The 25,821-nt window shown below is 47.8% G+C and carries 21 protein-coding genes; 5 read left to right on the top strand and 16 right to left on the bottom strand.

All coding sequences use genetic code 11. The features are described from left to right. Window position 1: 1 nt before the first annotated feature. The 4 genes from Q1M25_RS00560 to Q1M25_RS00545 form a co-directional block, all read right to left on the bottom strand. Window positions 2-271, bottom strand: a complete 270-nt coding sequence (locus Q1M25_RS00560) for an HPr family phosphocarrier protein (RefSeq protein ID WP_003747940.1) — start codon at window positions 269-271, stop codon at window positions 2-4. 44 nt (window positions 272-315) lie between these two features. Continuing rightward, window positions 316-744 (bottom strand): PTS sugar transporter subunit IIA, encoded by a 429-nt coding sequence (locus tag Q1M25_RS00555; protein ID WP_049344952.1) that lies wholly within the window; start codon window positions 742-744, stop codon window positions 316-318. A gap of 57 nt (window positions 745-801) precedes the next feature. After that, the gene (locus Q1M25_RS00550; RefSeq protein WP_300480551.1) at window positions 802-1,365 is read right to left on the bottom strand and encodes a hypoxanthine-guanine phosphoribosyltransferase; all 564 of its coding nucleotides are present in this window, start codon (window positions 1,363-1,365) and stop codon (window positions 802-804) included. A gap of 114 nt (window positions 1,366-1,479) precedes the next feature. Then, window positions 1,480-3,009, bottom strand: coding sequence for an iron ABC transporter permease (locus tag Q1M25_RS00545; protein ID WP_300480548.1), 1,530 nt, complete (start codon window positions 3,007-3,009; stop codon window positions 1,480-1,482). Between the two features lie 234 nt (window positions 3,010-3,243). Here Q1M25_RS00545 and Q1M25_RS00540 point away from each other — a divergent pair, with 234 nt between their 5' ends. Both Q1M25_RS00540 and pdxA read left to right on the top strand, forming a co-directional pair. Next, complete coding sequence (locus Q1M25_RS00540) at window positions 3,244-3,774, top strand: cytochrome b (RefSeq protein ID WP_254324309.1); 531 nt, start codon at window positions 3,244-3,246, stop codon at window positions 3,772-3,774. Between the two features lie 156 nt (window positions 3,775-3,930). Next, a complete protein-coding gene (pdxA, locus tag Q1M25_RS00535; protein WP_254324310.1) occupies window positions 3,931-4,935 on the top strand; it encodes a 4-hydroxythreonine-4-phosphate dehydrogenase PdxA in 1,005 nt (334 codons plus the stop codon). Window positions 4,936-5,123: 188 nt separating this feature from the next. Here pdxA and Q1M25_RS00530 read toward each other — a convergent pair whose 3' ends face one another. From Q1M25_RS00530 to galE, 11 genes are all read right to left on the bottom strand, one after another. After that, a complete protein-coding gene (locus tag Q1M25_RS00530) occupies window positions 5,124-6,119 on the bottom strand; it encodes a S49 family peptidase (RefSeq protein WP_300480541.1) in 996 nt (331 codons plus the stop codon). 53 nt (window positions 6,120-6,172) lie between these two features. Further along, entirely contained in the window at window positions 6,173-7,195 is a 1,023-nt protein-coding gene (locus Q1M25_RS00525) for a lysozyme inhibitor LprI family protein (protein WP_300480538.1), read from the bottom strand. Between the two features lie 105 nt (window positions 7,196-7,300). Beyond that, window positions 7,301-8,515, bottom strand: a complete 1,215-nt coding sequence (gene gltS / locus Q1M25_RS00520; protein ID WP_070606314.1) for a sodium/glutamate symporter — start codon at window positions 8,513-8,515, stop codon at window positions 7,301-7,303. Window positions 8,516-8,731: 216 nt separating this feature from the next. Further along, on the bottom strand, window positions 8,732-10,138 hold the full coding sequence (locus Q1M25_RS00515) for a tetratricopeptide repeat protein (RefSeq protein ID WP_150537011.1): 1,407 nt from the start codon (window positions 10,136-10,138) through the stop codon (window positions 8,732-8,734). Window positions 10,139-10,506: 368 nt separating this feature from the next. After that, window positions 10,507-11,766: a capsule biosynthesis protein gene (locus tag Q1M25_RS00510; protein ID WP_300480531.1), complete on the bottom strand. Its 1,260-nt coding sequence runs from the start codon at window positions 11,764-11,766 to the stop codon at window positions 10,507-10,509. 136 nt (window positions 11,767-11,902) lie between these two features. Beyond that, window positions 11,903-13,927: a capsular polysaccharide biosynthesis protein gene (locus Q1M25_RS00505; RefSeq protein ID WP_300480528.1), complete on the bottom strand. Its 2,025-nt coding sequence runs from the start codon at window positions 13,925-13,927 to the stop codon at window positions 11,903-11,905. Window positions 13,928-13,971: 44 nt separating this feature from the next. Then, window positions 13,972-15,093: a stealth family protein gene (locus Q1M25_RS00500; protein WP_150537008.1), complete on the bottom strand. Its 1,122-nt coding sequence runs from the start codon at window positions 15,091-15,093 to the stop codon at window positions 13,972-13,974. A gap of 55 nt (window positions 15,094-15,148) precedes the next feature. Then, the gene (rfbC, locus tag Q1M25_RS00495; RefSeq protein WP_191620494.1) at window positions 15,149-15,691 is read right to left on the bottom strand and encodes a dTDP-4-dehydrorhamnose 3,5-epimerase; all 543 of its coding nucleotides are present in this window, start codon (window positions 15,689-15,691) and stop codon (window positions 15,149-15,151) included. A gap of 53 nt (window positions 15,692-15,744) precedes the next feature. Then, window positions 15,745-16,611, bottom strand: a complete 867-nt coding sequence (gene rfbA / locus Q1M25_RS00490) for a glucose-1-phosphate thymidylyltransferase RfbA (protein WP_300480524.1) — start codon at window positions 16,609-16,611, stop codon at window positions 15,745-15,747. 73 nt (window positions 16,612-16,684) lie between these two features. Further along, the gene (gene rffG, locus Q1M25_RS00485; RefSeq protein WP_300480521.1) at window positions 16,685-17,752 is read right to left on the bottom strand and encodes a dTDP-glucose 4,6-dehydratase; all 1,068 of its coding nucleotides are present in this window, start codon (window positions 17,750-17,752) and stop codon (window positions 16,685-16,687) included. A 116-nt stretch (window positions 17,753-17,868) separates the two neighbouring features. Beyond that, a complete protein-coding gene (gene galE, locus Q1M25_RS00480; RefSeq protein ID WP_003747972.1) occupies window positions 17,869-18,885 on the bottom strand; it encodes a UDP-glucose 4-epimerase GalE in 1,017 nt (338 codons plus the stop codon). 221 nt (window positions 18,886-19,106) lie between these two features. On the opposite strand from galE, the gene Q1M25_RS00475 reads away from it, so the two are divergent. The 3 genes from Q1M25_RS00475 to Q1M25_RS00465 are packed head-to-tail and all read left to right on the top strand — an operon-like array spanning window position 19,107 to window position 22,156. After that, on the top strand, window positions 19,107-19,337 hold the full coding sequence (locus Q1M25_RS00475; RefSeq protein ID WP_003747973.1) for an acyl carrier protein: 231 nt from the start codon (window positions 19,107-19,109) through the stop codon (window positions 19,335-19,337). 3 nt (window positions 19,338-19,340) lie between these two features. Beyond that, complete coding sequence (locus Q1M25_RS00470) at window positions 19,341-20,780, top strand: AMP-binding protein (protein ID WP_150537005.1); 1,440 nt, start codon at window positions 19,341-19,343, stop codon at window positions 20,778-20,780. Window positions 20,781-20,782: 2 nt separating this feature from the next. Next, a complete protein-coding gene (locus Q1M25_RS00465) occupies window positions 20,783-22,156 on the top strand; it encodes an XcbB/CpsF family capsular polysaccharide biosynthesis protein (protein ID WP_150537004.1) in 1,374 nt (457 codons plus the stop codon). A gap of 101 nt (window positions 22,157-22,257) precedes the next feature. On the opposite strand, the gene Q1M25_RS00460 is transcribed toward Q1M25_RS00465, so the two are convergent. Next, window positions 22,258-25,821: CDP-glycerol glycerophosphotransferase family protein (locus Q1M25_RS00460; protein ID WP_300480509.1), on the bottom strand; the 3,564-nt coding region annotated here is incomplete at its 5' end.

Genomic DNA, 25,821 nt, shown 5'->3' with positions numbered 1-25,821 from the left:
ATTATTCGCCCTCGCCGAAGTAGTCGTTGATGAGGTCGGTCAATGCCTGCATGGCGGCGGCTTCGTCTGCGCCGTCTGTTTCCAGCTCAATCACGGTGCCTTTGGCGGCGGCCAGCATCATCAGGCCCATGATGCTTTTGCCGTTGACGCGGTTGCCGTTTTTGGTGACCCAGACCTCGCTTTGGAATTGGGAGGCGGTTTGGGTGAATTTGCTGGAGGCGCGCGCGTGCAGGCCGAGTTTGTTGATGATTTCGATTTCTTGTTTGAGCATGGATGTCCCCTAAATGTTCGTAAAGTGAATGTTTTCAGACGGCCTTAGCCGTGTTCTTTGCACACCAGGTCTTCAGGTGCGGATGTAATGGCGAAAATGCCCCGGATGGCGGCTTCTTTGACGGTTTCGGTGAAGTCGGAGAGGTTTTCGGCTTGTGATGAGTATTGGATGGCTTTAATCATCATCGGGGCGTTGAGGCCGGTCAGGATGGCGGATTTGTTTTCGCGTACCAGCCGGCGTGCGGCGTTGCACGGGGTTGCACCGAAGATGTCGGTCATGATCAGTACGCCGCGGTTGTCGGGAAATTCCTGCAATGCGGCGATGGCGTTGTTGATGATGTCGTTTTGATCCTCGTCGGGCTGTACGCCGAGGATGTGGAGATTTTCGGGGAAACCGTTGGGAAAGAAATGGTCGGCCAAACCGCGATAGGCTTCACCTATGGTTTCATGTGTAATGATTAACAAACCTATCATGATGTGTTCCTAGCATGGGGTTGAGGCCGTCTGAAGATTTTTCAGACGGCCTTTGTTTTATTTATTGTTTAAGGCGTAGATTTCGCCGAGGTTGCGCCAACAGCCGGCGGCGTCCATGCCGTAGCCGAAGACGTAGCGGTTGGGTACGTCCAAACCGACATAATCGGCTTTGGTCGGTTTTTCTTTGTCGATTAGTTTGTTGGCAAACACGGCCGCACGGCAGCTTGCTGCGCCCATTTCCAACAGTTTTTCCTGAATGGCGGCCATGGTGTGGCCTTCGTCTAGGATATCGTCCAAAACGACTACATGACGGCCTTTAATTTGCTCGGAGTCGGGCATACGTTTCCAGTTGAACGCGCCGCCTGCGAGTTTGTCTCCGTAGCGGGAAACATGGACGTAGTCAAAGTCCAAAGGGAAGCGCAACAGCGGCAGCAGCTGCCCTGTAAACACCACCGCGCCACCCATCACAGGCAGGAGCAGGGGGTATTTGTCGCCCAAGTCGCGGGTAATGTCGTCAGCAACTTTTTGCAAGGCCGCGCGGCATTGTTCTTGGTCAAACAGCAAGTCGGCATTGTCCAGCATGGCTTGGGTTTCAAGGCGTTTGGTTTCTAAGTCGGTCATGATAGGTCGTGTTGAGTGCGGTTAAAAACAAATTATATAGCGGATTCAATCAATTTTCGATACAAGGCGCGGCAATAGTGTAGTGAAAGCGAAGGGAGTTTGAGCCGACCACGTTCAGACGGCCTTTTGTCCTTCTGCTTCGTCCACCAGCAAAAATGCCGTCAAAGCCAAAGCGGTCAATACCGCTGTCAACACCATCGCCCGTCCGTAATTGTCCGCACCGGCGCGTCCGAGATAATCGTAAATCAAAGTGGTCAGCGTCTGCCATTCGGGGCGGGACAGGAACAATGTGGCCGCAAATTCGCCGATACACGTTGCCGAAGCCAAAGTCAGGCCGCGCCGCAAAGCCGGTTTCAATAAAGGCGCGTTTACATAACAGGCCGTCTGAAAACCGTTTGCGCCCATGGTGCGCGCCGCCGCCGCGTAATCTTTGGGCAAACCGTCCCATGCGGCCAATACGTCTTTGGCCACAAACGGATACGCCAACAGCGCGTAAGTTGCCGTCAGCAGCCACAGCGAAGCCGTCCATTGTGGATAGAGCAGCAAAACGCCGAACGCGATGCACACAGGCGACACCATAAACGGCAAAAACATCAGCGCGCGCAACCACGCCATTTGCCGTGCCGCCGCCGCATACAGTACGCCCAAAACCGCCGCCGCTGCCACGGCTGCCGCAGAGAAACGGACAGTGTTCCACACCGCTGCCCACGTTTGCGCTTCCAGCAAGACTGCCCACGAAGAGCCTGCCGATACCGCCTTGAGCCACACCGCCGCCAAAGGCAGCAGGCAGCATACTGCCAACATGGCCAATACCGTTGCCGTCAGCCATTTTTCCCACGCCCATATCGGCGCACGCGGAGGCAAAGGCGAGACCGACTTATCCACCGCCACGCGCCTGCTCCAATACGCATACAAACCTCCTGCCGCCGCCGTAACCGCCAGCACCAGCCACACCAACACCGACGCACGCGCCATGTCCAACTCGTACGCCACCAGCCGGTAGATTTCCACTTCCACCGTTGCAAAACGTTCGCCGCCGAGCAGTAAGGCCAGTCCGAAGCCTGAAAAACAATATAAAAATACCAGGCACGCGCCACCGGCAACCCACGCGCGCACCACCGGCCATTCGACCCAGACAAACCGCCGCCACGCGTCCGCGCCCAAAGATTGTGCCGACAGTAACCGCGCCTGCGGCACACGCACAAATCCCTGATACGCCGAGCGCACCAAAACCGGCAGGTTGAAAAACACATTGCCGTAAATCAGCAGCCACGGCGTGTCCTGCCAACCTGCCACCAGCATACCGTGTGCGCCAAACAAGGCCAGCACGCCCATGCCCGCCACCAAAGTCGGCATCACAAAAGGCAGCATCAGCAGGCGTAAAACCGTGCGCCGTCCGGCAAAGTCCATCCGCGCTAGCACCCACGCCGCAGGCACGCCCAAAGCCGTGACCAAAACGCAGGTCAAAACTGCCTGCGCCACCGTCCAGCCCAAGCGCAGGCGCATATAGTCATCAGCCACCACTTCCGCCCAAGCGCCTTCGCCGTCGTAAAACGCCAGTGACAGCAAAGGCGCGGCCACCATGACCGCTAAGAAACCCAAAGGCAGAAGCAACAGCGCAAACCGCCGAATCCAAACCTGCATCGATGCGTACCCGAGAATAAAAACGCCTATTTTAGCCCGAGTTCGGTATAGAAGGTGGTATTCCTGCCCTTGTTTTCAGACGGCCTGTGTAGCTTTACGGATAAAACCGCTGTTTCTTCAAGTTTTCCAAACATTTACGAAATCTCTTCAAAAAGGCAACATAATTGGTTGGGCATTTTTGTTACAATGCCGCCGATTCAAAAAACCAAACAAATCAAAAAACAAGGAAACATTATGACCGCTACACGTCCACAAACCTACGATGCCGTCGCGCGCGTGTTGCACTGGCTGACCGTACTCGGTTTCATCGGCATCCTCTCCACCATTACCGTTTGGACCATCTACGATGGCGAAGAATGGGTCAAATCGCTCTTCGGCGTGCATAAATCCATCGGTTTCATCACGCTGTTGGTGATTGCTGTGCGCGTTGTTTGGGCTTTGCTCAATGCGTCCAAACGTCCTGCCGCCGACAGCTTTGCCGCCAAAGCAGGCCACCTTGCCCTTTACGTCTTCATGCTCGCCGTTCCCGTTATCGGCATGATCCGCCAATACGGCGGCGGCCGCGGCCCTTTGAAAGTATTCGGTGTCGAAGTGATGCAGGGTTCGCCTGAAAAAATTGAATGGATGTCCAACCTCGGCAATATGGCACACGGCAAACTCGGCTGGCTGCTCTTCGCACTTGTCGCCGGCCACATCGCCATGGTCGTCGTCCACCGCCTTCAAGGCCACGACGTTTTATACCGCATGATCGGCCGCCGTTCTTAAGTGTAAAACGGTAAACAGCCAAGGCCGTCTGAAAACAGTTTGACCAAGCAAAAACTGTTTTCAGACGGCCTTTTTGTATTTGTGTTAATCTGCAAAAGTAGGGCAGGCATTTTGCCTGACGTTGTCCAAATACTGTAAACCGTACCGAGAAACACCATGACTGCTCCCATTCTCGCCATCACTTCCGGCGAACCGGCCGGCATCGGCCCCGACATCTGCCTCGATTTGGCTTTCGCCGATCTTCCTTGCCGCCCCGTTGTTTTGTGTGACAAAAACCTATTGGCGCAAAGGGCCGGACAGCTCGGCAAATCCGTCATCCTGCGCGACTTCCAAGCCCAAGCGGCTGATCCGTTGCCCAAGGGCGAACTCGAAGTCCTGCATATTCCTTTAGATGCCGAGTGTCGGGCAGGCGAACTCAATCCTGCCAATGCCGCGTATGTCCTCCGGCTGCTGGATACGGCGTATCAGGGCATTTCAGACGGCCTGTTTGCCGGTATGGTTACCGCGCCGCTGCATAAAGGCATCATCAACGATGCCCACGCAGGCAACGGCTTTTTTAGCGGTCATACCGAATACCTCGCCGAAAAAAGCCATACCGAACAAGTCGTCATGATGTTGACCGGCGGCGGCCTGCGTGTGGCATTGGTCACCACTCATCTGCCACTTAAAGACATTTCCGCCGCCATCACGAAGCCTTTAATCGAGTCGGTTGTCCGCATTCTTGAACACGACCTGCGCCATAAGTTCGGCATAGCCAAACCGGTCATCCTCGTTACCGGCCTCAATCCCCACGCGGGCGAAGGCGGCCATTTGGGACACGAAGAAATCGACACCATTATTCCGGCACTTCATGCCCTGCAGGCCGAAGGCATAGACGCGCGCGGCCCTTATCCGGCCGATACCGTGTTCCAACCCTTCCTGCTCAAAGATGCCGATGCCGTCCTCGCCATGTATCACGACCAAGGGCTGCCGGTACTCAAATACGCCGGTTTCGGCGAAGGCGTGAACATCACCCTCGGCCTGCCCTTTATCCGCACCTCTGTCGATCATGGCACGGCCTTGAACTTGGCAGGCACGGGCAAAGCCGACTCCGGCAGCCTGATTACCGCCGTCCGTGCCGCGCTTGATATGGCGCACAATATGCAGAAACAGGCCGTCTGAAGCGTGGAGGTTTAATCGTTTGCAGGCGTAAAGAGTTCCCATAAAAGTATCATCAGGGGTATTTACCTGTCGGTTGATGAAGCCGATGGATGTTTGGACAATAATCAACGTTTTATTTTAAAAACCATATAAAAAGGCCGTCTGAAGCCCCATGTTTTGGGTTTCAGACGGCCTTTTGGTTTTTTGGTTTACCAAATTTCAGACAAAGTTTCTTTGACTTTGGCCTTCACTTCCGCACCAAAGCGGCGGCTGAGCATTTTGCTGAAATCGTCTTGCGGCGTGTAGTTGACTAGATCGGGGGCTTTGACGACATCGCGGGCGACGCTGTAAATGCTGCCGAAGTCGTCAATCAGGCCGACCTGTTTGGCTTCTTTGCCGGTATAGATGCGGCCGCTGAAAACATCGGGATACTGTTTGTCTTTCAACCTTGCGCCGCGGCCGAGTTTGACGGCTTTGATGAATTCTTGGTGGATATCGCCCAACATGGTTTCCCAAATTTGGGTTTGTGCCGGGGTTTCAGGCGTGAAAGGATCGCCCATACCTTTGTTGCTGCCGGCGGTTTTCAGACGGCGTTTGACACCGGCTTTGTCCATCAGGCCGGTAAAGTCGAAACCGCCGCCGATCACGCCGATGCTGCCGACAATGCTGGAAGGGTCGGCGTAAATTTTGTCGGCTGCGGCGGCAATGTAGTAGCAGCCGGAAGCGCACATGTCTTCGGCAACGAGGTAGACAGGGATGTCTTTGTGTTCGGCTTTGAGGCGGCGAACTTCGTTAAAGGCCGTGTTGGACACGACAGGCGAACCGCCGGGGCTGTTGGCTCGGATAATGATGGCTTTGGCGTTGCCGTTGTTGTAGGCGGCTTCCATGCTGTCGCGCAGGATTTGGACTTGGTCGTCGATGTCATTGCCGATTTCGCCGGTCAGGTCGATAACGGCGGTGTGTTCGCTGCGGGCTTGGATGCTCGTGGTTTTTCCTTCTTCTTCTGCGAAGCCAAAGATCAGGCTGAGGAAGATGAGGACGGCGACGCCGCGCCAGATATTGCGCCAAATGCGGGCGCGGCGTTGTTCTTGGTAGGCGGCGAGGAGGACTTCGCGCAGGGTGTTGCGCTCCCAGTTGTCGACGGGTGTGGAGGCTGAAGAGGGTGTGTTTTGGGCATCGCCTTCACGGTGGATTCGGTATTGCATGATGTGATGTGCTTTCTTGTAGGCCGTCTGAATGTTCAGACGGCCTTATCGGTTTAGTTGATGGAATAGCCGCGCAGGTATTGCGTACGTTCGCGGGTCATGCGGGTTTCACACTGTAAGCGTAGGTATTCTGCTTGTGCGGCGCTGTCTGCGGACGCGGCGGCTTGTTGGCAGTTGAGTTTTTTGCTTTGAATCCAGGCGCGTTGTTCGCCGAGGATTTGTTGTTTGACATCGCTGTCTAAGCCGCCCCAGAGGTCGTTGATTTCGCCGTCCGCCTGACGGTTTTGTGCGCGCGCGTTGTCGAGTTCGCTTTGGCTGAGGCCGGGCGGTTCGTTGCGCGGAGTTTCGCGGTCAGGGCGCAGGACTTCGTAGTCTGAATTATCGTCATCATCGGTCAAGCCGACGGCTTGGCTGGCGGCGTTGTTTTCGAGGATGTCTTGCGGATCAACAGTCGGCGGCTCTTCCGGATTTTGGTTTTGCAGCAGCTTGATGGCCTGCTCTTTGGATACTGGTTTGCCGTCTATCATGACGATGCTTTTCACGCCGTAGGGCAGCAGGGTGGCGGAAAGGGTTTGGGCTGTGGTGCTCAGGGTGTTGTCTTCGAGAACCGGTTTGCCGTCTTTGTCGGGGGTGTAGAGCAGGGTGGTGCTGAACGTGTTGTTTTCAAAAGTCAGATTGCTGCCCATCAGTTTTTGTTCGAGCATGTCGGACAACGGGGTGTTGCCGTAAATCAGCGGGCTGTTGTCTATGGCTGTCTTGAGGATGGTGTCGGGAATGCGGATTTTGAGGTTGGCACGGCAGATGGCTTTGCCGTCGTCTTCGGTTTCTTTGGGGTCTTCAAGCAGGGTTTCTAATTCGAGGCCGGCGGCGATGATTTTGTCGGCATCGACGAATTGGCGGTTGTCATTGCGGGCAAAGGAGCGCGCTTGTTGTTTGAGGGTGTCTTCGATGGTGGTACGGATGTTTTGCAATGTGGCCGGTTGGGCGCAATCAAGCGCGGCTTTCGGCTCTTCTTTGCTGCATGCGGCAAGAAGAATCGTGCTTAAAATCAATACGGAAGCGGTTTTTTTGTACATGGGTACTCCTGAAGATGACGGCCTTTCAGACGGCCTGACATGCTTATCATAACAAAAGCACTTGCAGCAAGTAAATGCGGCAAGTGCTTTTCTATGTCAGACGTATCAGCCTTTGATGACGCTGATGAAGCCGGAGAGGATGGCGGCGTTGAGTAAGTCAACGAAGAACGCACCCACCATAGGCACAATCAAGAAGGCTTTGTGAGACGGGCCAAAAGTTTGGGTAATGGACTGCATGTTGGCAACGGCAGTCGGGGTAGCACCCAAACCGAAACCGCAGTGACCAGCCGCCAATACGGCAGAGTCGTAATCGCGACCCATGAAGACGTAGGTAACGAAGGTTGCGTACAGAATCATCACGACGGTTTGTACGGCCAAGATGATGGTTACAGGGCCTGCCAGACCGGTCAATTCCCACAGTTTCAGGTTCAGAAGAGCCATAGACAGGAAGAGGGACAGGGAGGCGTTACCGAATACGTCGATGGCACGGTCAAACATATTGACTTTGAAAGCGGCAGTCAGGACGTTGCGGATGACCACGCCTGCAAACAGACACCATACGAATTTAGGCAAATCGAAGAAGGCTTTGTCGTAGCCGTCGACAATTTCGGCAAAAGCCAAACATGCGGCAAACATCGCGAGCGTTTCGACAGCGGAGTCAGCCGTAATCAGGCGGGTGCGCTGTGCTTGTTCGAAGACGTCGTCGGTTTGGTCGTTGTCAACTGGTTTTTTATTTGTTTCCAGAGGTTTGCGACCCATTTTGTTGATCAGGCGACGGGCAACGGGACCGCCGATCAGGCCGCCGAATACCAGGCCGAAGGTGGCGGAAGCCATACCCAAGCCGGTTGCGCCGGTCAGGCCGAATTTGCTTTCAAAGTCAGGACCCCATGCACCGGCGGTACCGTGACCACCGGTCAGGGTAATCGAACCGGTAATCAGGCCGATCAGCGGATCCAGACCCAATGCGCTTGCCAAGCCGACACCGACGAAGTTTTGGATGATGATGAATGCACCCACCACAGCGGTAAAGATAACCAAAGGCAGGCCGCCCGCTTTCAAACGGGAGAAGTCCGCGCTCAAACCGATGGATGTAAAGAAGATGAGCATGAACGCATCTTGCAGCGGTTTTTCAAATTTGAAGCTGACGCCGTAGGCTTCGTGCAGAGCGAACAGGACGATAGCGGCAACCAAACCGCCGGCGACCGGCTCGGGAATATTGAAGTCTCGTAAGAATTTGATTTTTTGAACCAGAAATTTACCAACCAGCAACACGAGCGTGGCGGCAATCAGTGTGTAATAACTGTTGAATTCCCATTCCATGTTGTTTCACCTCCTAGAAATGTTTTTCCGAGTATCCGTTTCTTTCCGGATGCAGTGTGTTTCAACGCTTGGCGTTATCCGCCAGGCGCCATGGTATTGATGCGCGGGCAAGGTGTTTCCGGAAAGAAATGGAAACGATGGCTTGTCCGTGAAAAATAACTGGCAAATATTAGGGGAATAGTTAAAGATTGTCAAAAAATGCGAGTGTAAATATTTTCAGACGGCCTTTTGCCCGATGGCATGGTGTGCTTCGCGTCGCCATTGTTCTAATAGGGATGTTAATGATTCGGCCGAAGTGTGGCCGTTGCTGATGGCGGCCTGTAGCCAGTAGCAGGCGGTTGGAACATGACAGCAGACACCTTGCCCGTGATAGTAAAAACAGGCGAGGTGGTATTGGGCGGAAGGGTGGTTTTGTTCGGCAGCGATGGCGTACCAGTGTGCAGCCGCCCGAGGGTCTGGCGCTGTACCGAGGCCGTAATGGTAGATGCGGCCTAAGGCTGCCGCCGCGTTTTTATGGTGGAACTCGGCAGCTTCCATGTAATTCTTGCGCGCGGCATTGTAGTCGGCGGGACGGCCGATGGCGTGGGCTTGTGCTTCTGCCAAACGGTAGATGGTTTCGGTTTGTTGCTGTTGCAGGGCGGCTGTTTTGATTTGTTCGTATTGTTGCGGATGGTACAGCGCGGCGTCGCTGATGAGTTTTTGTGCCGCGGCGGCAGAACCCAGTGCGGCGGCACGGTGGTAGTAATCGTGCGCGATATGGTTGTCGGCTTTGATGCCGAGGCCGTAGCGGTAGAGGTCGCCCATGATTTTCAGGGCTTCGGGATGGTTTTTCTCGGCGGCAGCTTTGGCATAGCGCGCCGCTTGGAACGGGTCGCGTTCGGAAAGTTCGCCGGTCAGGGCGTATTGGGCTAGCTTGGCCTGTGCTTCCGCTTGCTCCTTATCGGCGGCACGACGATACCATTCTAAGGCTTCAGATTTGCGTTGGGCGGCAAGAAGGTCGGCTAGTAGGGTTTGTGCGGCGATGTGGCCGGTTTGCGCGGCTTGTTCGAGATAATGTTCGGCTTGTGCTTGGTCGGGGCTGATGCCTGTGCCGTAGAAGTAGATTTGACCGAGTTGCCAGCAGGCAGCAGTCACGCCGAGCGCGGCCGCTTTTTCGTATTGTTCGATGGCTGTTTCAACGTCGCCTTGGCGTTGATGATGACGTGCCAGATGGTAATACGCAGGCGCGGCATATCGGGCAGCGGCAAGCTCTGCCCAGTAGAACGATTGTGGATCGTTGCGTTGCGCGTGGTAACGCATGAGAATTAATTGGGCTTCGGGGTGACCTTGCTCACCCAGCCAGGCGTATTCGTTAAGAAGCTGTCCGGTCGGGGTGCCGTTTTGTTCGCGTTGTTGCAGCAGGGTAAAGAGTGCCTCGGGATGGCGTTGGGCCGCGGCGGCTTCCAACCATGAAAGTGCCTGCTTCGGTTGGCCGTTTTGCAGCAGATGGTTGCCCAATGCGAAAGCAGCTTCCGTATATCCCTGCTCTGCCGCCTGTTGCAACAGGGGCAGGGCTTGGGCGGTATGGGATTGTTCCAAAAGGGCGGCGGCTTGCCGGTAGAGGATATCAGGAGCGGCGGTCATGGTTTGCGGGCGGATATAAAGTGGAAGACGGATGCTGCGGCATATGGGCGGCGATACCGGTTGAGGGCTTTGTAAAAATATTGCTCGGCATAATTTTGCAGAGTGTATTGCCTTGCTGGCTTATCTTTAGGATGTTTGGCTTGTTATATTGTTTTGCTTAGTGGTACATCCATATTTTGTGCGTTACAAAGGGCTCAGGTTGAGTCGGTATGCGCTCATGACAGCTCGGTCATTATACTGTTTTTGTAATTTATTGTTAATGATAAATGCAGGTTTTTGTGTTTTATTTACATGGCAGTAGCTAAGGTATTGATTGCTTCAGGCCGTCTGAAATGTTTTCAGACGGCCTGAACTTTTCTTTCGCTAAATCAGGTTGTCGATGTAGAAGAGTCGGATGAGTTTTTGTTGGGGAAAAAGACCTGACTGTAGAAGTTGCCGTTAATTTGGGTTACGTTGAGGTGGTACATACGGTAGGCATGGAACAGCTCTTTGTCAGGCGGTGTCGGATGATTCCAAAATTCTGCTAAGGTATTTTGGTCAGTAATGCCGGGAATATCATAATAGGCACGGCCGAGAACCTTAACTGGCATATTGTGAATCAGTCCGGACAGACCGCTGGTGCTGTTGATGGTGACCATGCCGAGGCCGTGGCGCAGGAAAACGGGCAGGGGGACATCATGGACGTAAGTCACGCGGCCTTTGAGTTTGGGGTGTTCTTTGATAAAGCGTTTAATGTCGCGCCAGTAGTCGATAAAGCCGCGGTCCATCGGATGATGCTTGATGATGATGTTGGTATCGGCAGGTGCGTGCTCGGCAAATGAGCTCAAAACATGGAGCAGGAAGCTGCGGACGCTGGGAAAGTCGCAATGGATACGGACTTGGCTGTCGTTGAATACCTGCAAGGGAACAATAAAAAACTTGCCGTATTTTCCTGCTTCCACACGTTTGGCGATTTGGATGTCTTCAATATAGTAGTTCAAACGCTTGAGGATGGAGATCGACCACAGTTTGAGGTAATGGCCGGCATTGGATGCGCGGTGGTGGATGTAGTTCGGGTACTTGTTCGGATTGCAGAACAATTCGATATAGTAACGGATGGCGTTTTTTGCCATGGGCGTAAACCCACCGCGTACCGGCGTTGGCGCTTCATATTCTTGTTGGGCCAGTTTGGGGAATTGTTCAAGAAAAAAGTCGGCACGGCGCGGCAGAGGGGAAAATGCGTTGACGCCGTCTTTTTCTAAGGTGATGTAGTAGGGGCGGAAATAGCCTTCTTCAAACGCCCAGAAACTGGCTTGGTTTTCGTTTGCAATGCGTTTTGCGATGACATGATAAGGGCGTGTGTCGCCAAAGCAGACAACCGCCTGGATGTGATGTTGAACGATGTATTCTTGCAAGAATTCAGGAAAGGCATCGTAGTTGTAGTTAAAAACAACGGTATGCGCTTGAGTGAGCGGATAAAAATAGTCGTCGCCTGCATTAAAGTTGAATTTATGTACAGTTTTGCCGTTTTCAGTCAGCCAATTGGCAAGGCGCAGAAAAAAATCGCCGACAGGGCCTTGAAGCAGCAGGATATTTTCTGCGCTTTCAAGCAGGTTTTGCAGGTTGTTTTTGAGGACGGTCTGTTTCATGTCGCAATGTGGTTTTGTTTTTTATGTAATAGTTTTAGGTTGAACTTTCAAGCATACGCCAAGAGAATTAACGATGCAAAAGCAATGATGCCACAATAGAGGCAAGTTCATGACGTATTGTTAATTTAGATGGTATTTATTTAAAAGATCGATATAGTTGTTTGATTTTACCTAATTTTTTAGCAAAGTACCCGCGATGTAATCCGTTGTTGTTTTTTTGCATATTTTTTTGTCGTATCAGGATTTGGGCTGCAGTTTCCGCATTGATGGCCTGATGGGTTTCGGGGTGGATGTAGTCAGGATAGTGGATGAGCGTGCCGGCAATCAGCTGCCAAAGTTCAAGTCTGCGACTGCGGCGCGGAATAGGGAGCAGATCTTGGGTAAGCCCCCAACCTGCATAGAAAGGCAGGCCGTAGCAGCTGACTTTTTTGCCGCGCAACAAGGCTTCAAAACCGGTCAGCGAAGTCATGGTATGAACTTCGTCTGCGTATTGGAGACAAGTCAGGATGTCGGCTTGTTCGGCGGTTTGGTTGGCATATCGTGCCGTATCTTCAGGGGAAATATGGCCGATACGGTTACCGCTGACTACATCGGGATGCGGTTTGTAGATAATATAGGCATCGGGATTGCGTTCGCGTACGGTACGGAGCAGATCCAGATTGCGATAGATTTGGGGCGAACCGTAGCGGATAGACGCGTCATCTTCAACCTGGCCAGGAATGAGGATTACGGTTTTGTCGGTTGACGGGGCGGTGAAGTCTGAGCTGCCGACGTTGTATTTGCTGATGTGGTTTTCGGTCAGCATTTTTTGCAGCTTCAAGGCCGTCTGAAAGTCTTGATCGTCGAAGTTTTGGTTTTGTAGGATGTGTTCAAGACGGGACGGGATTTCAGCATTGAAATAAATGCCCATATCGTCGGTAACGAGCGACAGCGGCGGCACTAAATTAGAACCAAGCCCGACCGAGCGGATAAAGCCGTCTTCCATGCGCAGCAGGGGGATATTATGTTGTTCGGCAAAACGGACGATGGCCTCTTTGCCGTTACCCCAGGCAAGGATGCGTGCACCATCGGACAGTTTGACTCCGGCCAGTTTTTGGGTGGAAGAGATAAATTTCAGACGGCATGAGGGTACATTAAAGAACGGTTTGGCAACCGCGCGTTTCCACAAAGACATGCCGACGCAATACAACTCGCCACGCAATTTGTCGTTTTTGCGTTTGACCGTTGCCAGATAGTCGATAACATCAAAGAGGCTGCCTGCTTCGCCGGTATTGGGGTTGAGGTAGCGGCTGTATTGCAGATAGGCCGCGGCAAAGAGCTGCAGCAAGTTGCGGGGGGCGCGGCGTTGGGTTTGGACAAGGCGGTTGATTTCAGGATGGCGGTCGTCACTTACGCCCCATCCGGCATACCACGGCAGGCCGAAGGTGGTCAGCGGTTTGCTGCACAAAAGCGCCTCAAAACCCATTTGCGAGGTAACGCAATAAACTTTATCGACGTTTTGCAACAAAGAAATCGGATTGATGTCTTCCGCCAAAAGATGGACACGGTGTTGCTGCGCAAGCTGGGTCAGATAGCCTTGTTTTTTGCCGCACAAAACATCGGGATGGGTTTTTACCCAGATGTCGGCTTGCGGGTTTTCATTTAAGGCCGTCTGAAACATCAGTTCAAACGTAGAGGCATCTGCGCCGCCATATTGAATGGCCATATCGCCGAAGGTTTGGTCGATGATGAGGACGGTTTCAGGCTTGGATGGGGAACGTAAAGGATGATCGTCTGAAAGTTCGGGCGCGTGGTTGTATTTGGACAGGTGGTGTTGCAGGATGAAATCCATCGCCTGCTGCGCCTGAGCCAAGGTTTCAGACGGCATGGTATCGGTGGCAAGAATCAGTTGTTCCAAACGCGAAGGACGGGTGGTGTCGTAGTAGATGCCGATATCGTCATAGACGATGGAATAAGGCGGATAACCGGCGACCCCTAGTCCGACTGAACGTAAAAAGCCGTCCTCAAGATTGATCAGGGGCAATCTTAAGATATGTGCTAATTTTCTACGTTTGGGATGTTTCTTGCCCCAAAATAATGCGGTCTTATCCGTTGAAATTTTGTCTAAAAATTTGGTGAGCAAGAGACGTTGTTTAAATAGGCCGAATGTTGAAAAAATCATTTTAAATTATTATGTTATATATTGAGTATTATTAATGTAAAAATTTATTCTGCCTCTATTTCAAAGTAGGTGTCCATAAAATTACGGAAATGTAGGGCATAGTTTTTTTCAGCATTATTACTGTTTGGATCATTAATGCAGAAGGAATGGGGCATGTGAAGATGTTCTTTTTTAAATAATAATTTTTTATATTGAGTCTGGGCATGTGAACTGCGTATGTTGAAATAATAGCAAATTTCACGTTTTGGTGTGGCATATCCGTCAAGGTACATCAACCAAGGTACTAAAAAACTGGCCATATTAAGTTCAGAATTATGGCGTACCTTGTTATTTAGAAAAGAATTTATTTCATCTTCAAATAATGACCATGCTTTTTGAAAGGATGTTTTCCGTAGCGGAACGTAAGTATGTACCAACGGTGTATTGATATTAATTGTCGGATAATGTCTTTTTAAGAGCTTTAATGCGTGTTCTGATGCGGTCAATGTCGGTGTGATTAGGCCCCGTTGACGCATTTTTTGAAAACTTTTATTGGCAACAAATAGGGAAGCCAAGCCATTGTTTTCAAAAAAGTGGTTAGGCGTCAGCGGTCTTGCAACGAAAACATCATCATTGAAATAAATAAAATGTTCACTTAAACCTGGAATTTTATATAAGTTTGCTTCAATGACGTGGGAATTGAACGTTGGTAAGTATTTGGCATCAATAATTTGCGAATGATTGATTAATTTAATTTTAGAATGGGAATTTTCATCTAACCATTTAGGTTTTTGATCCGCAGTTACAATAAAAATATTGCGGACCCACGGCATAAACTTTTGTACGGCCTGTACTGAATAAAAAAGTTCATTATGGTTGGAAAAGCGGGCAGGGTCGGTCGCATACAGGCCGATATCTTCCTGATCGATGGGTTGCAGGGTACGGTAATACTGTTCTTGCCATGCTTTATCGGTATTGTCGACCCAAGTAAAAACAACATCGATGGGAAAGTTTGGCAAAACGTTTTCTGTGAGTGATGCAAGATTTGCATCTGCATTGATCAGAGTGAATTCTTCAGTTTCAGGAATAGGCTGTTCTACATTATAAGGAGGAAAGCGTTTATTTAGAAAATCCCTAAAGAAAATATGGGGTTCTCTAAAAAATTTTCTAATTTTATTTAAATTCATTTGAAACTTTCTAATACTACAAAATAGAAACAGTTGATTCTGTTATGTTTTGAAGTTATCCAAACGTTACGGCTTCAGCCAATACTTTGCCTGCCAAGTCTTTAGGCGACAGGTTCGGCTCGCCTTGCAACGGCCAGTCGATGCCGACGGTCGGATCATTCCAAATCAGCGAGTGTTCGGCTTTGGGATTGTAATAATCCGTGCATTTATAGACGAACTCGGCTTCATCGCTCAGTACATAGAAGCCGTGAGCGAAACCTTCGGGTACCCACAGTTGGCGTTTGTTTTCTGCGGACAGAATCTCGCCTACCCATTTGCCGAAAGTGGGGGAGTCTTTACGCATATCGACGGCTACGTCGAATACTTCGCCGACAACCACGCGCACGAGTTTGCCTTGTGTGTTTTCAGTTTGATAGTGCAGGCCGCGCAATACGCCTTTGCTGGATTTGGAGTGGTTTTCCTGCACGAAGGTGCGGTCGCAGACTTGGGTCTTGAACCACTCGTCGCGGAAAGTTTCCATAAAAAAGCCGCGCGCATCGCCGAAGACTTGCGGCTCAAGCAGTTTTACGTCAGGAATGGCGGTATCAATGATGTTCATTGTTTTATCTTTCATCTAAAGGCCGTCTGAAAAGTTTCAGACGGCCTCAAACATTATTTTTTCAACAGGCGCAGCAAATATTGGCCGTATTGGTTTTTCGCCATCGGTCGCGCCAGCTCTTCCAGTTTTTCATCGGAAAGCCAACCGTTGCGCCAAGCGATTTCTTCCAGGCAGGCGATTTGCAGGTCTTGGATGTTTTGCACGGTTTGGACGAATGAAGCGGCTTCGTGCAGGCTCTCGTGGGTGCCGGTGTCCAGCCATGCGAAACCGCGTCCCAAAAGTTGTACCGACAATGAACCGTCTTCCAAATACATTTGGTTGAGATCGGAAATTTCCAATTCGCCGCGGGCGGACGGTTTGATTTGTTTGGCGAACTCGACGACGCGTTGGTCGTAGAAGTACAAGCCGGTTACCGCCCAATCGGATTTGGGCTGTTGCGGTTTCTCTTCGATAGACAGGGCGTTGAAGTTTTCGTCAAATTCAACCACGCCGAAACGCTCGGGGTCTTTGACTTGATAGCCGAATACGGTTGCGCCGTGGGTCTTGGCGGCGGCCTGTTTCAATGTTTGCGTAAATGATTGGCCGTAGAAAATATTATCGCCCAAAACCAAGCAAACATTGTCGTTGCCGATAAATTCTTCGCCGATGATAAATGCCTGTGCCAAGCCGTCCGGACTGGGTTGCACGGCATAACTGATGGAAATGCCGAAATCGCTGCCGTCGCTGAGCAGGCGTTTGAAAGAGGCGTTGTCTTCGGGCGTGGTAATCACCAAAATATCGCGGATTCCTGCCAGCATCAATACGGACAGGGGATAGTAAATCATGGGCTTGTCGTATACGGGCAGCAGTTGTTTGGATACGCCGCGCGTGATGGGGTAGAGGCGCGTGCCGCTGCCGCCGGCGAGGATAATGCCTTTCATGGGTTTTCTCCTGAGTAGTGTGTGTTTGCGTGATTTTCAGACGGCCTAATATTGGAACAGGCCGTCTGAAAACTTATTTTCCAGTGCCTAAACGTTCTAAACGGTAGCTGCCGTTCAATACGTTTTGCCACCAGGTTTTGTTGTCCAAATACCATTGCACTGTTTTGCGGATGCCGGATTCGAATGTTTCCTGAGGTTTCCAGCCCAGCTCCCTGCCGATTTTGGCAGCGTCGATGGCGTAGCGCACGTCATGGCCGGGGCGGTCTTGTACGAAAGTAATCAAATCTTCATAACGCGCCACGCCGGCCGGTTTTTCAGGAACAAGCTCTTCCAGCAGGGTGCAGATGGTTTTGACGACTTCAATATTGGTTTTTTCATTGTGGCCGCCGATATTGTAGGTCTCACCGACAACACCTTCGGTAACAACCTGATACAGCGCGCGCGCGTGGTCTTCGACAAACAGCCAGTCGCGGATTTGCATACCGTCGCCGTACACGGGCAGCGGTTTGCCGTCAAGCGCGTTCAGAATCATCAAAGGAATGAGTTTTTCCGGGAAATGGTAAGGGCCGTAGTTGTTGGAACAGTTGGTTACGATGGTCGGCAAGCCGTAAGTACGCAGCCATGCGCGGACGAGGTGGTCGCTGGATGCTTTGGAGGCAGAGTAGGGGCTGGACGGCGCATATGGCGTGGTCTCAGTAAACAAATCGTCTGTGCCGTGCAAATCGCCATAGACTTCATCGGTAGAAATATGATGGAAGCGGAAGGCTTCGCGTTTTTCAGACGGCATTTGTTGCCAGTAGGCGCGGGCCGCTTCAAGCAGATTGAATGTGCCGACGATATTGGTTTGGATAAACTCGCCTGCCGAATCGATAGAGCGGTCGACATGGCTTTCCGCAGCCAAGTGCATCACGGCATCAGGCTGGTGTTGTGCGAATACGCGGTCGAGTTCTGCGCGGTCGCAAATATCCACTTGCTCAAAAGCATAGCGAGGATTATTGGCTACCTCAGTCAAAGATTCCAAATTGCCGGCATAAGTCAGCTTATCGACATTGACGACAGAGTCTTGGGTGTTTTGGATAATATGACGGACAACGGCAGAACCGATAAAGCCCGCACCGCCGGTAACAAGGATTTTTTTCATAAGTTTCAGAGGATAGTCAAAATAATATAAACGGATTATAGCAGACAGAATGTGTGTTTTTTAGATAAAGAGGCCGTCTGAAAACATCTCTTTCAGACGGCCTGTATCAAGTCAACTTAATCGTCGTAGCCATTTGGGTTGTTGCTGACCCAACGCCATGAGTCTTCCATCATCTGCGCCAAATCACGCTTGGTTTCCCAACCGGTTTGCGCTTTGGTGTAGGCGGGATCAGCGTAGAAACAGGCCAAATCGCCATCACGACGCGGTTTGATTTGGAACGGAATGGTCAAACCGGAGGCTGCCTCAAAGGCACGGATGATTTCCAATACCGAATAAGCACGTCCCGAACCCAAATTAAACAGGTGTACACCCGAAACATCGCTTTTCGCCTGCATGGCCGCCACATGGCCTTCCGCCAAATCCATCACATGGATATAGTCGCGCATACCCGTACCGTCTGGGGTAGGGTAGTCATCGCCGAAAACCGACAATTGCGGCAGCTTGCCTGAAGCCACTTGGCAGATATAAGGCAGCAGATTGTTTGGGATGCCGTTTGGCTGCTCGCCGATCAAACCGCTTTCATGCGCACCGATAGGGTTGAAATAGCGCAACAAAATCACGCTCCAGCGCGGATCGGCCTTTTGGATATCCGTCAAAATGCGCTCCACCATAGACTTAGACGTACCGTAAGGGCTGGTCGTATCCCCCGGTTGCATATCTTCCGTATAAGGCACTTTACCCGGATCACCGTAAACCGTAGCCGATGAGCTGAACACAATCTTAAATACGCCGGCACGCGCCATTTCTTCAGCCAAAACCAAGCTGCCCGACACATTGTTGTCATAGTATTTCATTGGCTCAGCCACGCTTTCACCGACTGCCTTCAAGCCGGCAAAATGGATGACTGCATCAATATCGTGTTCTGCAAAGATTTGACGCAACACTTCACGATCACGGATATCCCCTTGGTAAAAAGGCACAGACTTGCCGGTAATCTTTTCCAAGCGCGGGAGGATGTTGGCAGACGAATTGCACAAATTGTCCAAAATCACGGCATTAAAGCCTGATTTCAGCAGGGAAACAACGGTATGAGAACCGATAAAACCGGTACCGCCGGTAATAAGAATAGTCATTGGTTTTCCTTAATTAAAATTGTGTCTGGAAGTCGTGAAACCGGTTGGCTGAAAATACAAACGCTTTCAGATGGCCTGGTGTAAGTGTTGTCAAAGAGGGATTGCTTTATTTGGTTATTGTATATTTAGTTACCTGAAAAGTAAAAAAATATGGGATAATCACAATGTTATGCACAGGGTGCAAAGCGTTATCATTTCAATTTTAATAAAAGGATCTTACCATGTCAGTATCTAACGAAGTTTTGGCGTTGATTTCACAAGTTGCACAAAAACAAGTGTCAGCAAATGAAGAATTGTTGTCTACAGGACTTATTGATTCTGTGAGCGCAATGGATTTGGTTATGGCCATCAAACAAAAATTTGATGTTGATTTGCCGTTTGAGCAACTGGTTGATATTTTGGCAAACTCAGCCAATATCATTCAATATGTTGAAAATAATTACAAAGGCTAAATCATGAAACAATTAAATGAATTCCAAAATCTTGATGATTTTTTGGAATACCGTTTCAGCCAAACTTCGGGAAAAGCGTTAGTTAATGATACTCAGGAATGTTCTTGGGAAGAGTTGCGCGTAAAAATAGCCGCATTTATCGAGGCTTACAAAAGCATAGCAGATATTACTAAAAACATTCCTCTGGTGTTGCACGGCCATAAAGAAATTGATTTTGCAGTGGCAATTTATGCCTGCTTATTAAACAAAATCCCTTTTATTCCGGTGGATAGTATTTATCCTGAAAGCCGTCTGAACAATATCTGCCAACTGTCGAAAGCACGCTTTGTATACCGTTCGGCAACGCAAACTTTTGAAAAGCAGACTGATGAAGAAGTAGAGTTGGCTGAAAAAGATTTGGCTTACATCATGTTTACTTCAGGAACAACCGGCGCACCTAAGGGTGTGCAAATCGGTCGTGAAGCTGTATTCAACCTGATGAAATGGATGAAAGAGCAGCTTAATTTAGCCGCACCTAATATATTTATGAATCAGGCACCGTTTGCGTTTGATTTGTCAATGTACGAAATCTTCGGCAACTTGGCTTACGGTGGTTGCATTGTCATGAACAGTCGTGATGCTATTTCTAATCCTGCCACCTGGATTGATTTTTTGGCCAAACAACAAATTACTACCTGGGTTTCCACGCCTTCTTTTGCCATGCAGCAGCTGCTTAACCCTAAATGCAGTCAGGCTACTTTACCGAGTTTGAAAGAATTTTTGTTCTGTGGCGAAAAACTTGGCAAACCAGTAGTAAATATGATTTTTCAAAAATTTCCCGGTGTCCGTGTTATCAATACCTATGGTCCGACTGAAGCTACTGTAGCAACAACTTACGTTGATATTACACCTGATATGCTGGCGGCAGAAGAAGAGTTGCCTGTAGGCGTTGCCGTGCTTAATTCCCAATTAGAGATTGTTGACGAAGAGATTTGGATTAGCGGTAACCATGTGATGCGTGGCTATCTGAACAATGAAACTGAAAATGCTAAACGCTTGGTCGTACACAGTGCAGATAACCGTACTTATAAAACAGGTGACTACGGTTTTGAAAAAAATGGATTGTTCTATGTACAAGGCCGTAAAGACGAGCAGATTAAGCTCAATGGCTACCGTATTGAACTTTCAGAAATTGAAGAAAAAATCCTTAACCTTAAGGAATTTGCCTTTGATAATGTGGCAGTAGTGGCTTTGAAGCGCAACACAGGCGCAGTATTGCGTCTGGTGTGTTTCTATACAGCCAAGCAAAGTGCCGATACTCAGGCGATCAAAGACGCATTAGTACAAAATTTACCGTCTTACATGATGCCGTCTGAATTTATTCACATTGATGAAATTTCAGTCAGCACTAACCACAAAACTGACAAAAAAGCATTGTTGGAAAAATATCAGCGAGGTTTATAAAAATGGATTTATATCAAATTCAGAAAAATATCTTACAAAAAGCCAAGATTGATCCTGGAAAGGTTTCTGCTTGGATTTATGAAGATCAAAGTATAGTGTTCGATTTTCTGTTGAATGACTATTTTGTCAGCATCAGCTATTCGACATCAGGACAATCTTTTAACTTTATTGAGCGTAATAAGAGCAAGGTTTCTAAAATTTCTATTTTTCCAAAATTTCTGAAATATATTTCAGAAATTTATGGAAGTTACCCGCAATCGGTTAATCAGGAAAAGACAGTATTGTCTTTTAAATTTGCTGAAGCTGATTGGGTAAAAATTGAGGATAAATTTAGTGAGATTTTAGAAGTTACTTCCATTTATCTTGGCAGCGAACTGTGCTACATCCTGAATGTTGAAAAAAATAAAGGCATTAATTTAGCCGAGTATTTGGATAAGCCGGAAGTTGAATACATTGGTGTCAAAGGCGACAGTAATGAGTTTTTCCTAACCTATGCTCGGAAACATGGTTTAAGTAATTATGTTTATGAGCTAAATAATAAAGGTTTTTTAGCTGTTGAACACAAAATGGGTGTAAGTGTGTTCCGTCGTGTGAACAGGCACAGCTATAAAGATCTTTTAGCCTATTTCTCAGACTCTTTCCATGAGTTGGAAAATGTACTTTATACTGTTGAAGCACCTAAATCTATTAACGCTAATAAGAAGAACTTATTAATATTATTTTCATATACGCATAAAAATAATGAAAATATGCTAGATAGGTATTATAGTCATCCATTTCCATTTATTGCTAACAATATTATGCCTAATACCTATATTATCCGTGTAACTGATATAGCAGGTGCATTTGGTAGTCATGGTTTAAATACTAAGTTTGATGAAAATATTGAAGATAATATTCAGCGGTTTATCAAGAGTCTAATGAATATTTATGGAATAGAAAAGGAAAATGTAATACTCTCAGGATTCTCTTCAGGAGGTACTAGTGCTATCTATCATGGATTGATTGGTGGGTATAAAACTTTTGCTATTGATCCTTTTTTAGGTAATCATAATAATTACTATAATGGGAAGGATCCTGTGTATTTATATTCAATCCGCAAACCGATTATGGAAACATTTAAAGAACTACCTACCAAAATCAATCATAATTTTGAGAATCAAGTGGTTATCTCCTCTGCTAAGGTTTCTGAGTTTTATCAAGATATTAAAGAATTTAAACGATCTTTGCCTGCAATCGTATTATATGAATTTGATTTTGAGAAGATCCAGAAACATACTGATTTCCCAAGTAATGCTTCATTTTTAATACATACCATTATTAATAATTTGCTGTTGGACATCCATATCACTGATTCGGACATTAATCTGAATTAAAATATGAAGTAGATATATGGTAGCTTGATTAGTGTATTAACAGTAAAGGCCGTCTGAAAACATAAAAGTTTTCAGGTGGCCTTTTTTAAGATAACACAAAATTACTTTAAACAAGCCAATTGTTTTTTCAGACATTTAGCCTGCAATACTTTGTCATCTTTAGCTTCAGCTATTTCGGCTGCCAGTTTCCAATATGCTGCTGTGTCTTGTAGAGAGAGGCTGTCAAAATAACGTTGTGCTGCCTGATGGTTTTTCAGACGGCATAAAGCAGTTGTATAAAGATACATTGTTTCCGGTGAGGTTTGTGCAAAATCAGCCAATATTTTGGTGACAGACTCCCAATCTTGGTTTTGGGCAAGTTTTTCAGCTTCATACAAGGCCAAAGACGGATTCTCAGGATATTTTTGGCGCAGTTGAGCCAATAGATATCCTTCGCCGTCAGTGTTGCCGGTAGCGTACATTTTTTTCAGATAATCGACTGTTAAATCTTCAGGAATTAAGAGTAGGTTTTCTTCAAAGGCACGGTTAAGCTGGGTAAATAATTTTTCAGAGTCACCACGTAATTTTGCAAGTCTTGCAATGGCAATACGACAACTTGGGTCGTTTTTTGTGTGCTTTTCAAAAGCAACCAAATACTGATGCGCGCCTTGTAAGTTGCCAAGTTTCATGCAGAGGTAAGAAGCCAATAGCTCGGGTTTTAGATAACCTTTTGTGCGATCGTCCAAGCTATCAATATACGTTTTCAGTAAAGCCAATGCTACAAAATAATTCTGCTCCGATAGCTTTTGTGCTACGGTCAACAAAGGTTGATATGAGTCGGGTAAGTCTGTACCTATCCGGGCAAACAGTTTTTCATACGGCCTTTTTGCTTGGTGAAATGAGGATGCAAGCAATGAGATAAGTAAATCATTTTGCGTTCCTATATGCTCGTTTTCAGCAAAAAATTCCGCCCCTTTAACAGCATTACCGATATATAAGTCCATTTTCGCATGCCAGTAACCTGCGGTATCGGGATAATCAGGTAACAGGTTTTGCAAAGTATCAAACTGTTTGCTCTCAAATAAAGCGTTCAGATAACGATGGCGATAATCAGCTGTTTCTTCCGCATTCAGACGGCCTGTATCAAGCAGAGTTTGGATACGGGTTGCTGCCAAGTCCCATACTTGATGATTCTCTGCTTGCTCAATCATATTGATTAAAATCGGCAGATTGTCAGCGGTTTCGGCATGGTCAAGAGCAGTAATAGCTTGATACACGCGTTCGCAGTTGCCACCTTCCTGAAAGGGGAAAGTATCGCGGATGCGAGCAAGATATTCGGGTTTGGCATGTCCTGATTTTAAAATGCTTTCTAATTCAGCCAGCGTTTCATGCTGATTGATGGTAATAGGGCCAAATCCGTCAGTTTCGTAAGAAAAATAGCCTTTTTGATAGGTGTGCGTACCTGAAAAGAAGGCTTCTTTATCAAATTGATAGTAAATAATTGCCTTATTCAGATAGGCCATGTCGAATGCTACTGATGAGTAGTCGGTAATCAATACGGCGCAACGTCCGAAAAGATACTGAATACTTTCAGTTTCACGCAGTCCACTCCAGATTTTTATATAGGTAGGGACATTCATTACTTCCAAATAGGGCTCGATATTTGGGTGTGGTGCAAAAATTACTTCGTAGCCGTAGGTTTCTGCCATTTCCTTCAGGCGCTGGTCATGAAGCAGGGCCTGCCAGTAACGGGCATAGTCAGTTTCCATAAAAGCACTGTTGAGCGTACGAGTATTGCTACCTGTACCGATATTTTGACCGACAATGTTATTGCGCCAAGTTGGCATAATCAGGATCTTGCGACTGTCGGGCTTATTTTTTGATAGTAAGGAGTCGTAGCGTGGAAATCCAGTTAGTGCTACTTCTTTTTCGGTCAGTTTGTAGGTATTGAAATCAGCCTTAATCGAGTGACTTTCTGGCTCAGTGGTGGTGATGAAACAGTGTAGGTTTTGTTTGCTATTTGTCCATGCGGAAAGATTGTCTTTAGTTACTCCGTGCTGGAGAAAGACAAATTTTTTGCTGTATTCGTATAAATCCCCAAAATAATTGTTAATGTGTTTTTCTAAGTGGCTGGAAATGATTTTTTCAGCTTTACGTAAACGTCGTTTGTATTCGCTACCACCAAATTCTATAAGATTGAAGCCTTCATGTTTGAGACGGTTCCAGTCTGGGGCAGTTCTGTTGAGTACGAAATAGCAAGTTTGTTCGGGGTGGTTCTGCATCATATAACGATAGAAATGCTCGGCATTATCATCGGCTTTGGTTTCCCTGTCCATCAAGAGCCAGCTGCCATCTGAAAGGTATTTCTCAGATGGTGTAAATAAACCAGTAAGTTCATTTAATGAGATACCGCGCATAAAGGTTTTACCTTTAATCGAAATCCGCATTGCTTTTTTGTTGAGTAGGATATTAATTTTGGCGTTGTCTGAAACGTCACCATAGGGAACCCACAAACGTTTTTCGTAAACAAATAATTGTTCATTTAGCTTATTGACCACGTTTTTTGCATAGGCGGGGACAAGATCACGCCCATCAGCCTGTACAGAATATGGCTGGTCGAAATAGGTAAAATAGCTGATAAGAAACTGCTTGCGTTCACGATCAATGTTTTCAATATAGGCGATTTGGAATGGTGGATCGCTCTGTTTGAACATTCCAAGCATACCAACCTTATGGAATAGCCATACTCCCGCTAAGCCAAATTCCATAATATTTTTTTGATCAATATAATTAAAAACCTGCTGCATTAGATCATAAAAATGTGATTTTTGTTTGGCATTCAGCAAATCTAGACGCTCAGGTCTATTAAGCAATTGTTGGATATACCATGCCATATCGTATAATGCGGTTTTTTGTATTGAAGATGGTACATGCCCTAAGCGGTTTTTATAGTTTTGGAGCATAGGCAAGAAGCCATACTCAAAAACATTAGAAAACTTTTCCACTTTTTGCCAAGAAGTATCTAAAGTGGATGTGCCGCTTTCACGTTTGCGATAGAAGTAGACAGCATCTTTATCAAACACAGCTTTTGCGTTCTGTAAATCTAATAAATAGTCTGCAATAAATTTGCCATCTTCGAAGTTTGGCTTGACATTGTGGTCAAACATCAAGTTTTGTTTTTTAATATAACTGACTCTGAAAAAGGTGGAGGCAGCTGACATATTGATAAATTTATCGAGCTTAGCAACATCAATAACATGGGTTTTGTCAAAACGGAATCTTAAAGGATGGCTGTCATTAATAGCATTTTGATTTTCAAGGAAAAACTTCATATTAGTAGCTACGGTTACTGCCGACGGATGTTGGCTAATCTGGGTATCTACTGATTTGAAGTAGTCGGGGTGAAGATAATCGTCAGGGTCAGTAAATACTACCCATTCAGTTTGTGTATGTTGCAACCCCAAATTACGTGCCGAGGCCTGACCACCGTTTTCTTTGTAAAAATAATGGATATTTTTTGGAAACTTGGTTTGCCATCGTTTGATGATTTCTGCCGAATGGTCGGTTGATCCATCATCTACTAGAATAATTTGAATGTGTTTTTTGAAGTTTAAGCTTTGTTTGACGATACTGTCAAAATAGTCATCAAGGTATTTTTCGACGTTATAAACTGCCGAAACAATTGT

Origin of the sequence: uncultured Neisseria sp., from assembly GCF_951230505.1 — a bacterium.
Taxonomy (GTDB): Bacteria; Pseudomonadota; Gammaproteobacteria; order Burkholderiales; family Neisseriaceae; genus Neisseria.
This window is presented reverse-complemented; position numbering and strand designations above follow the sequence as displayed.

Coding starts and splice junctions, on each gene's coding strand:
- Q1M25_RS00560 (WP_003747940.1), bottom strand. CDS start 271: ATGCTCAAACAAGAAATCGAAATCATCAACAAACTCGGCCTGCACGCG.
- Q1M25_RS00555 (WP_049344952.1), bottom strand. CDS start 744: ATGATAGGTTTGTTAATCATTACACATGAAACCATAGGTGAAGCCTAT.
- Q1M25_RS00550 (WP_300480551.1), bottom strand. CDS start 1,365: ATGACCGACTTAGAAACCAAACGCCTTGAAACCCAAGCCATGCTGGAC.
- Q1M25_RS00545 (WP_300480548.1), bottom strand. CDS start 3,009: ATGCAGGTTTGGATTCGGCGGTTTGCGCTGTTGCTTCTGCCTTTGGGT.
- Q1M25_RS00540 (WP_254324309.1), top strand. CDS start 3,244: ATGACCGCTACACGTCCACAAACCTACGATGCCGTCGCGCGCGTGTTG.
- pdxA (WP_254324310.1), top strand. CDS start 3,931: ATGACTGCTCCCATTCTCGCCATCACTTCCGGCGAACCGGCCGGCATC.
- Q1M25_RS00530 (WP_300480541.1), bottom strand. CDS start 6,119: ATGCAATACCGAATCCACCGTGAAGGCGATGCCCAAAACACACCCTCT.
- Q1M25_RS00525 (WP_300480538.1), bottom strand. CDS start 7,195: ATGTACAAAAAAACCGCTTCCGTATTGATTTTAAGCACGATTCTTCTT.
- gltS (WP_070606314.1), bottom strand. CDS start 8,515: ATGGAATGGGAATTCAACAGTTATTACACACTGATTGCCGCCACGCTC.
- Q1M25_RS00515 (WP_150537011.1), bottom strand. CDS start 10,138: ATGACCGCCGCTCCTGATATCCTCTACCGGCAAGCCGCCGCCCTTTTG.
- Q1M25_RS00510 (WP_300480531.1), bottom strand. CDS start 11,766: ATGAAACAGACCGTCCTCAAAAACAACCTGCAAAACCTGCTTGAAAGC.
- Q1M25_RS00505 (WP_300480528.1), bottom strand. CDS start 13,927: ATGATTTTTTCAACATTCGGCCTATTTAAACAACGTCTCTTGCTCACC.
- Q1M25_RS00500 (WP_150537008.1), bottom strand. CDS start 15,093: ATGAATTTAAATAAAATTAGAAAATTTTTTAGAGAACCCCATATTTTC.
- rfbC (WP_191620494.1), bottom strand. CDS start 15,691: ATGAACATCATTGATACCGCCATTCCTGACGTAAAACTGCTTGAGCCG.
- rfbA (WP_300480524.1), bottom strand. CDS start 16,611: ATGAAAGGCATTATCCTCGCCGGCGGCAGCGGCACGCGCCTCTACCCC.
- rffG (WP_300480521.1), bottom strand. CDS start 17,752: ATGAAAAAAATCCTTGTTACCGGCGGTGCGGGCTTTATCGGTTCTGCC.
- galE (WP_003747972.1), bottom strand. CDS start 18,885: ATGACTATTCTTATTACCGGCGGTACCGGTTTTATCGGTTCTCATACC.
- Q1M25_RS00475 (WP_003747973.1), top strand. CDS start 19,107: ATGTCAGTATCTAACGAAGTTTTGGCGTTGATTTCACAAGTTGCACAA.
- Q1M25_RS00470 (WP_150537005.1), top strand. CDS start 19,341: ATGAAACAATTAAATGAATTCCAAAATCTTGATGATTTTTTGGAATAC.
- Q1M25_RS00465 (WP_150537004.1), top strand. CDS start 20,783: ATGGATTTATATCAAATTCAGAAAAATATCTTACAAAAAGCCAAGATT.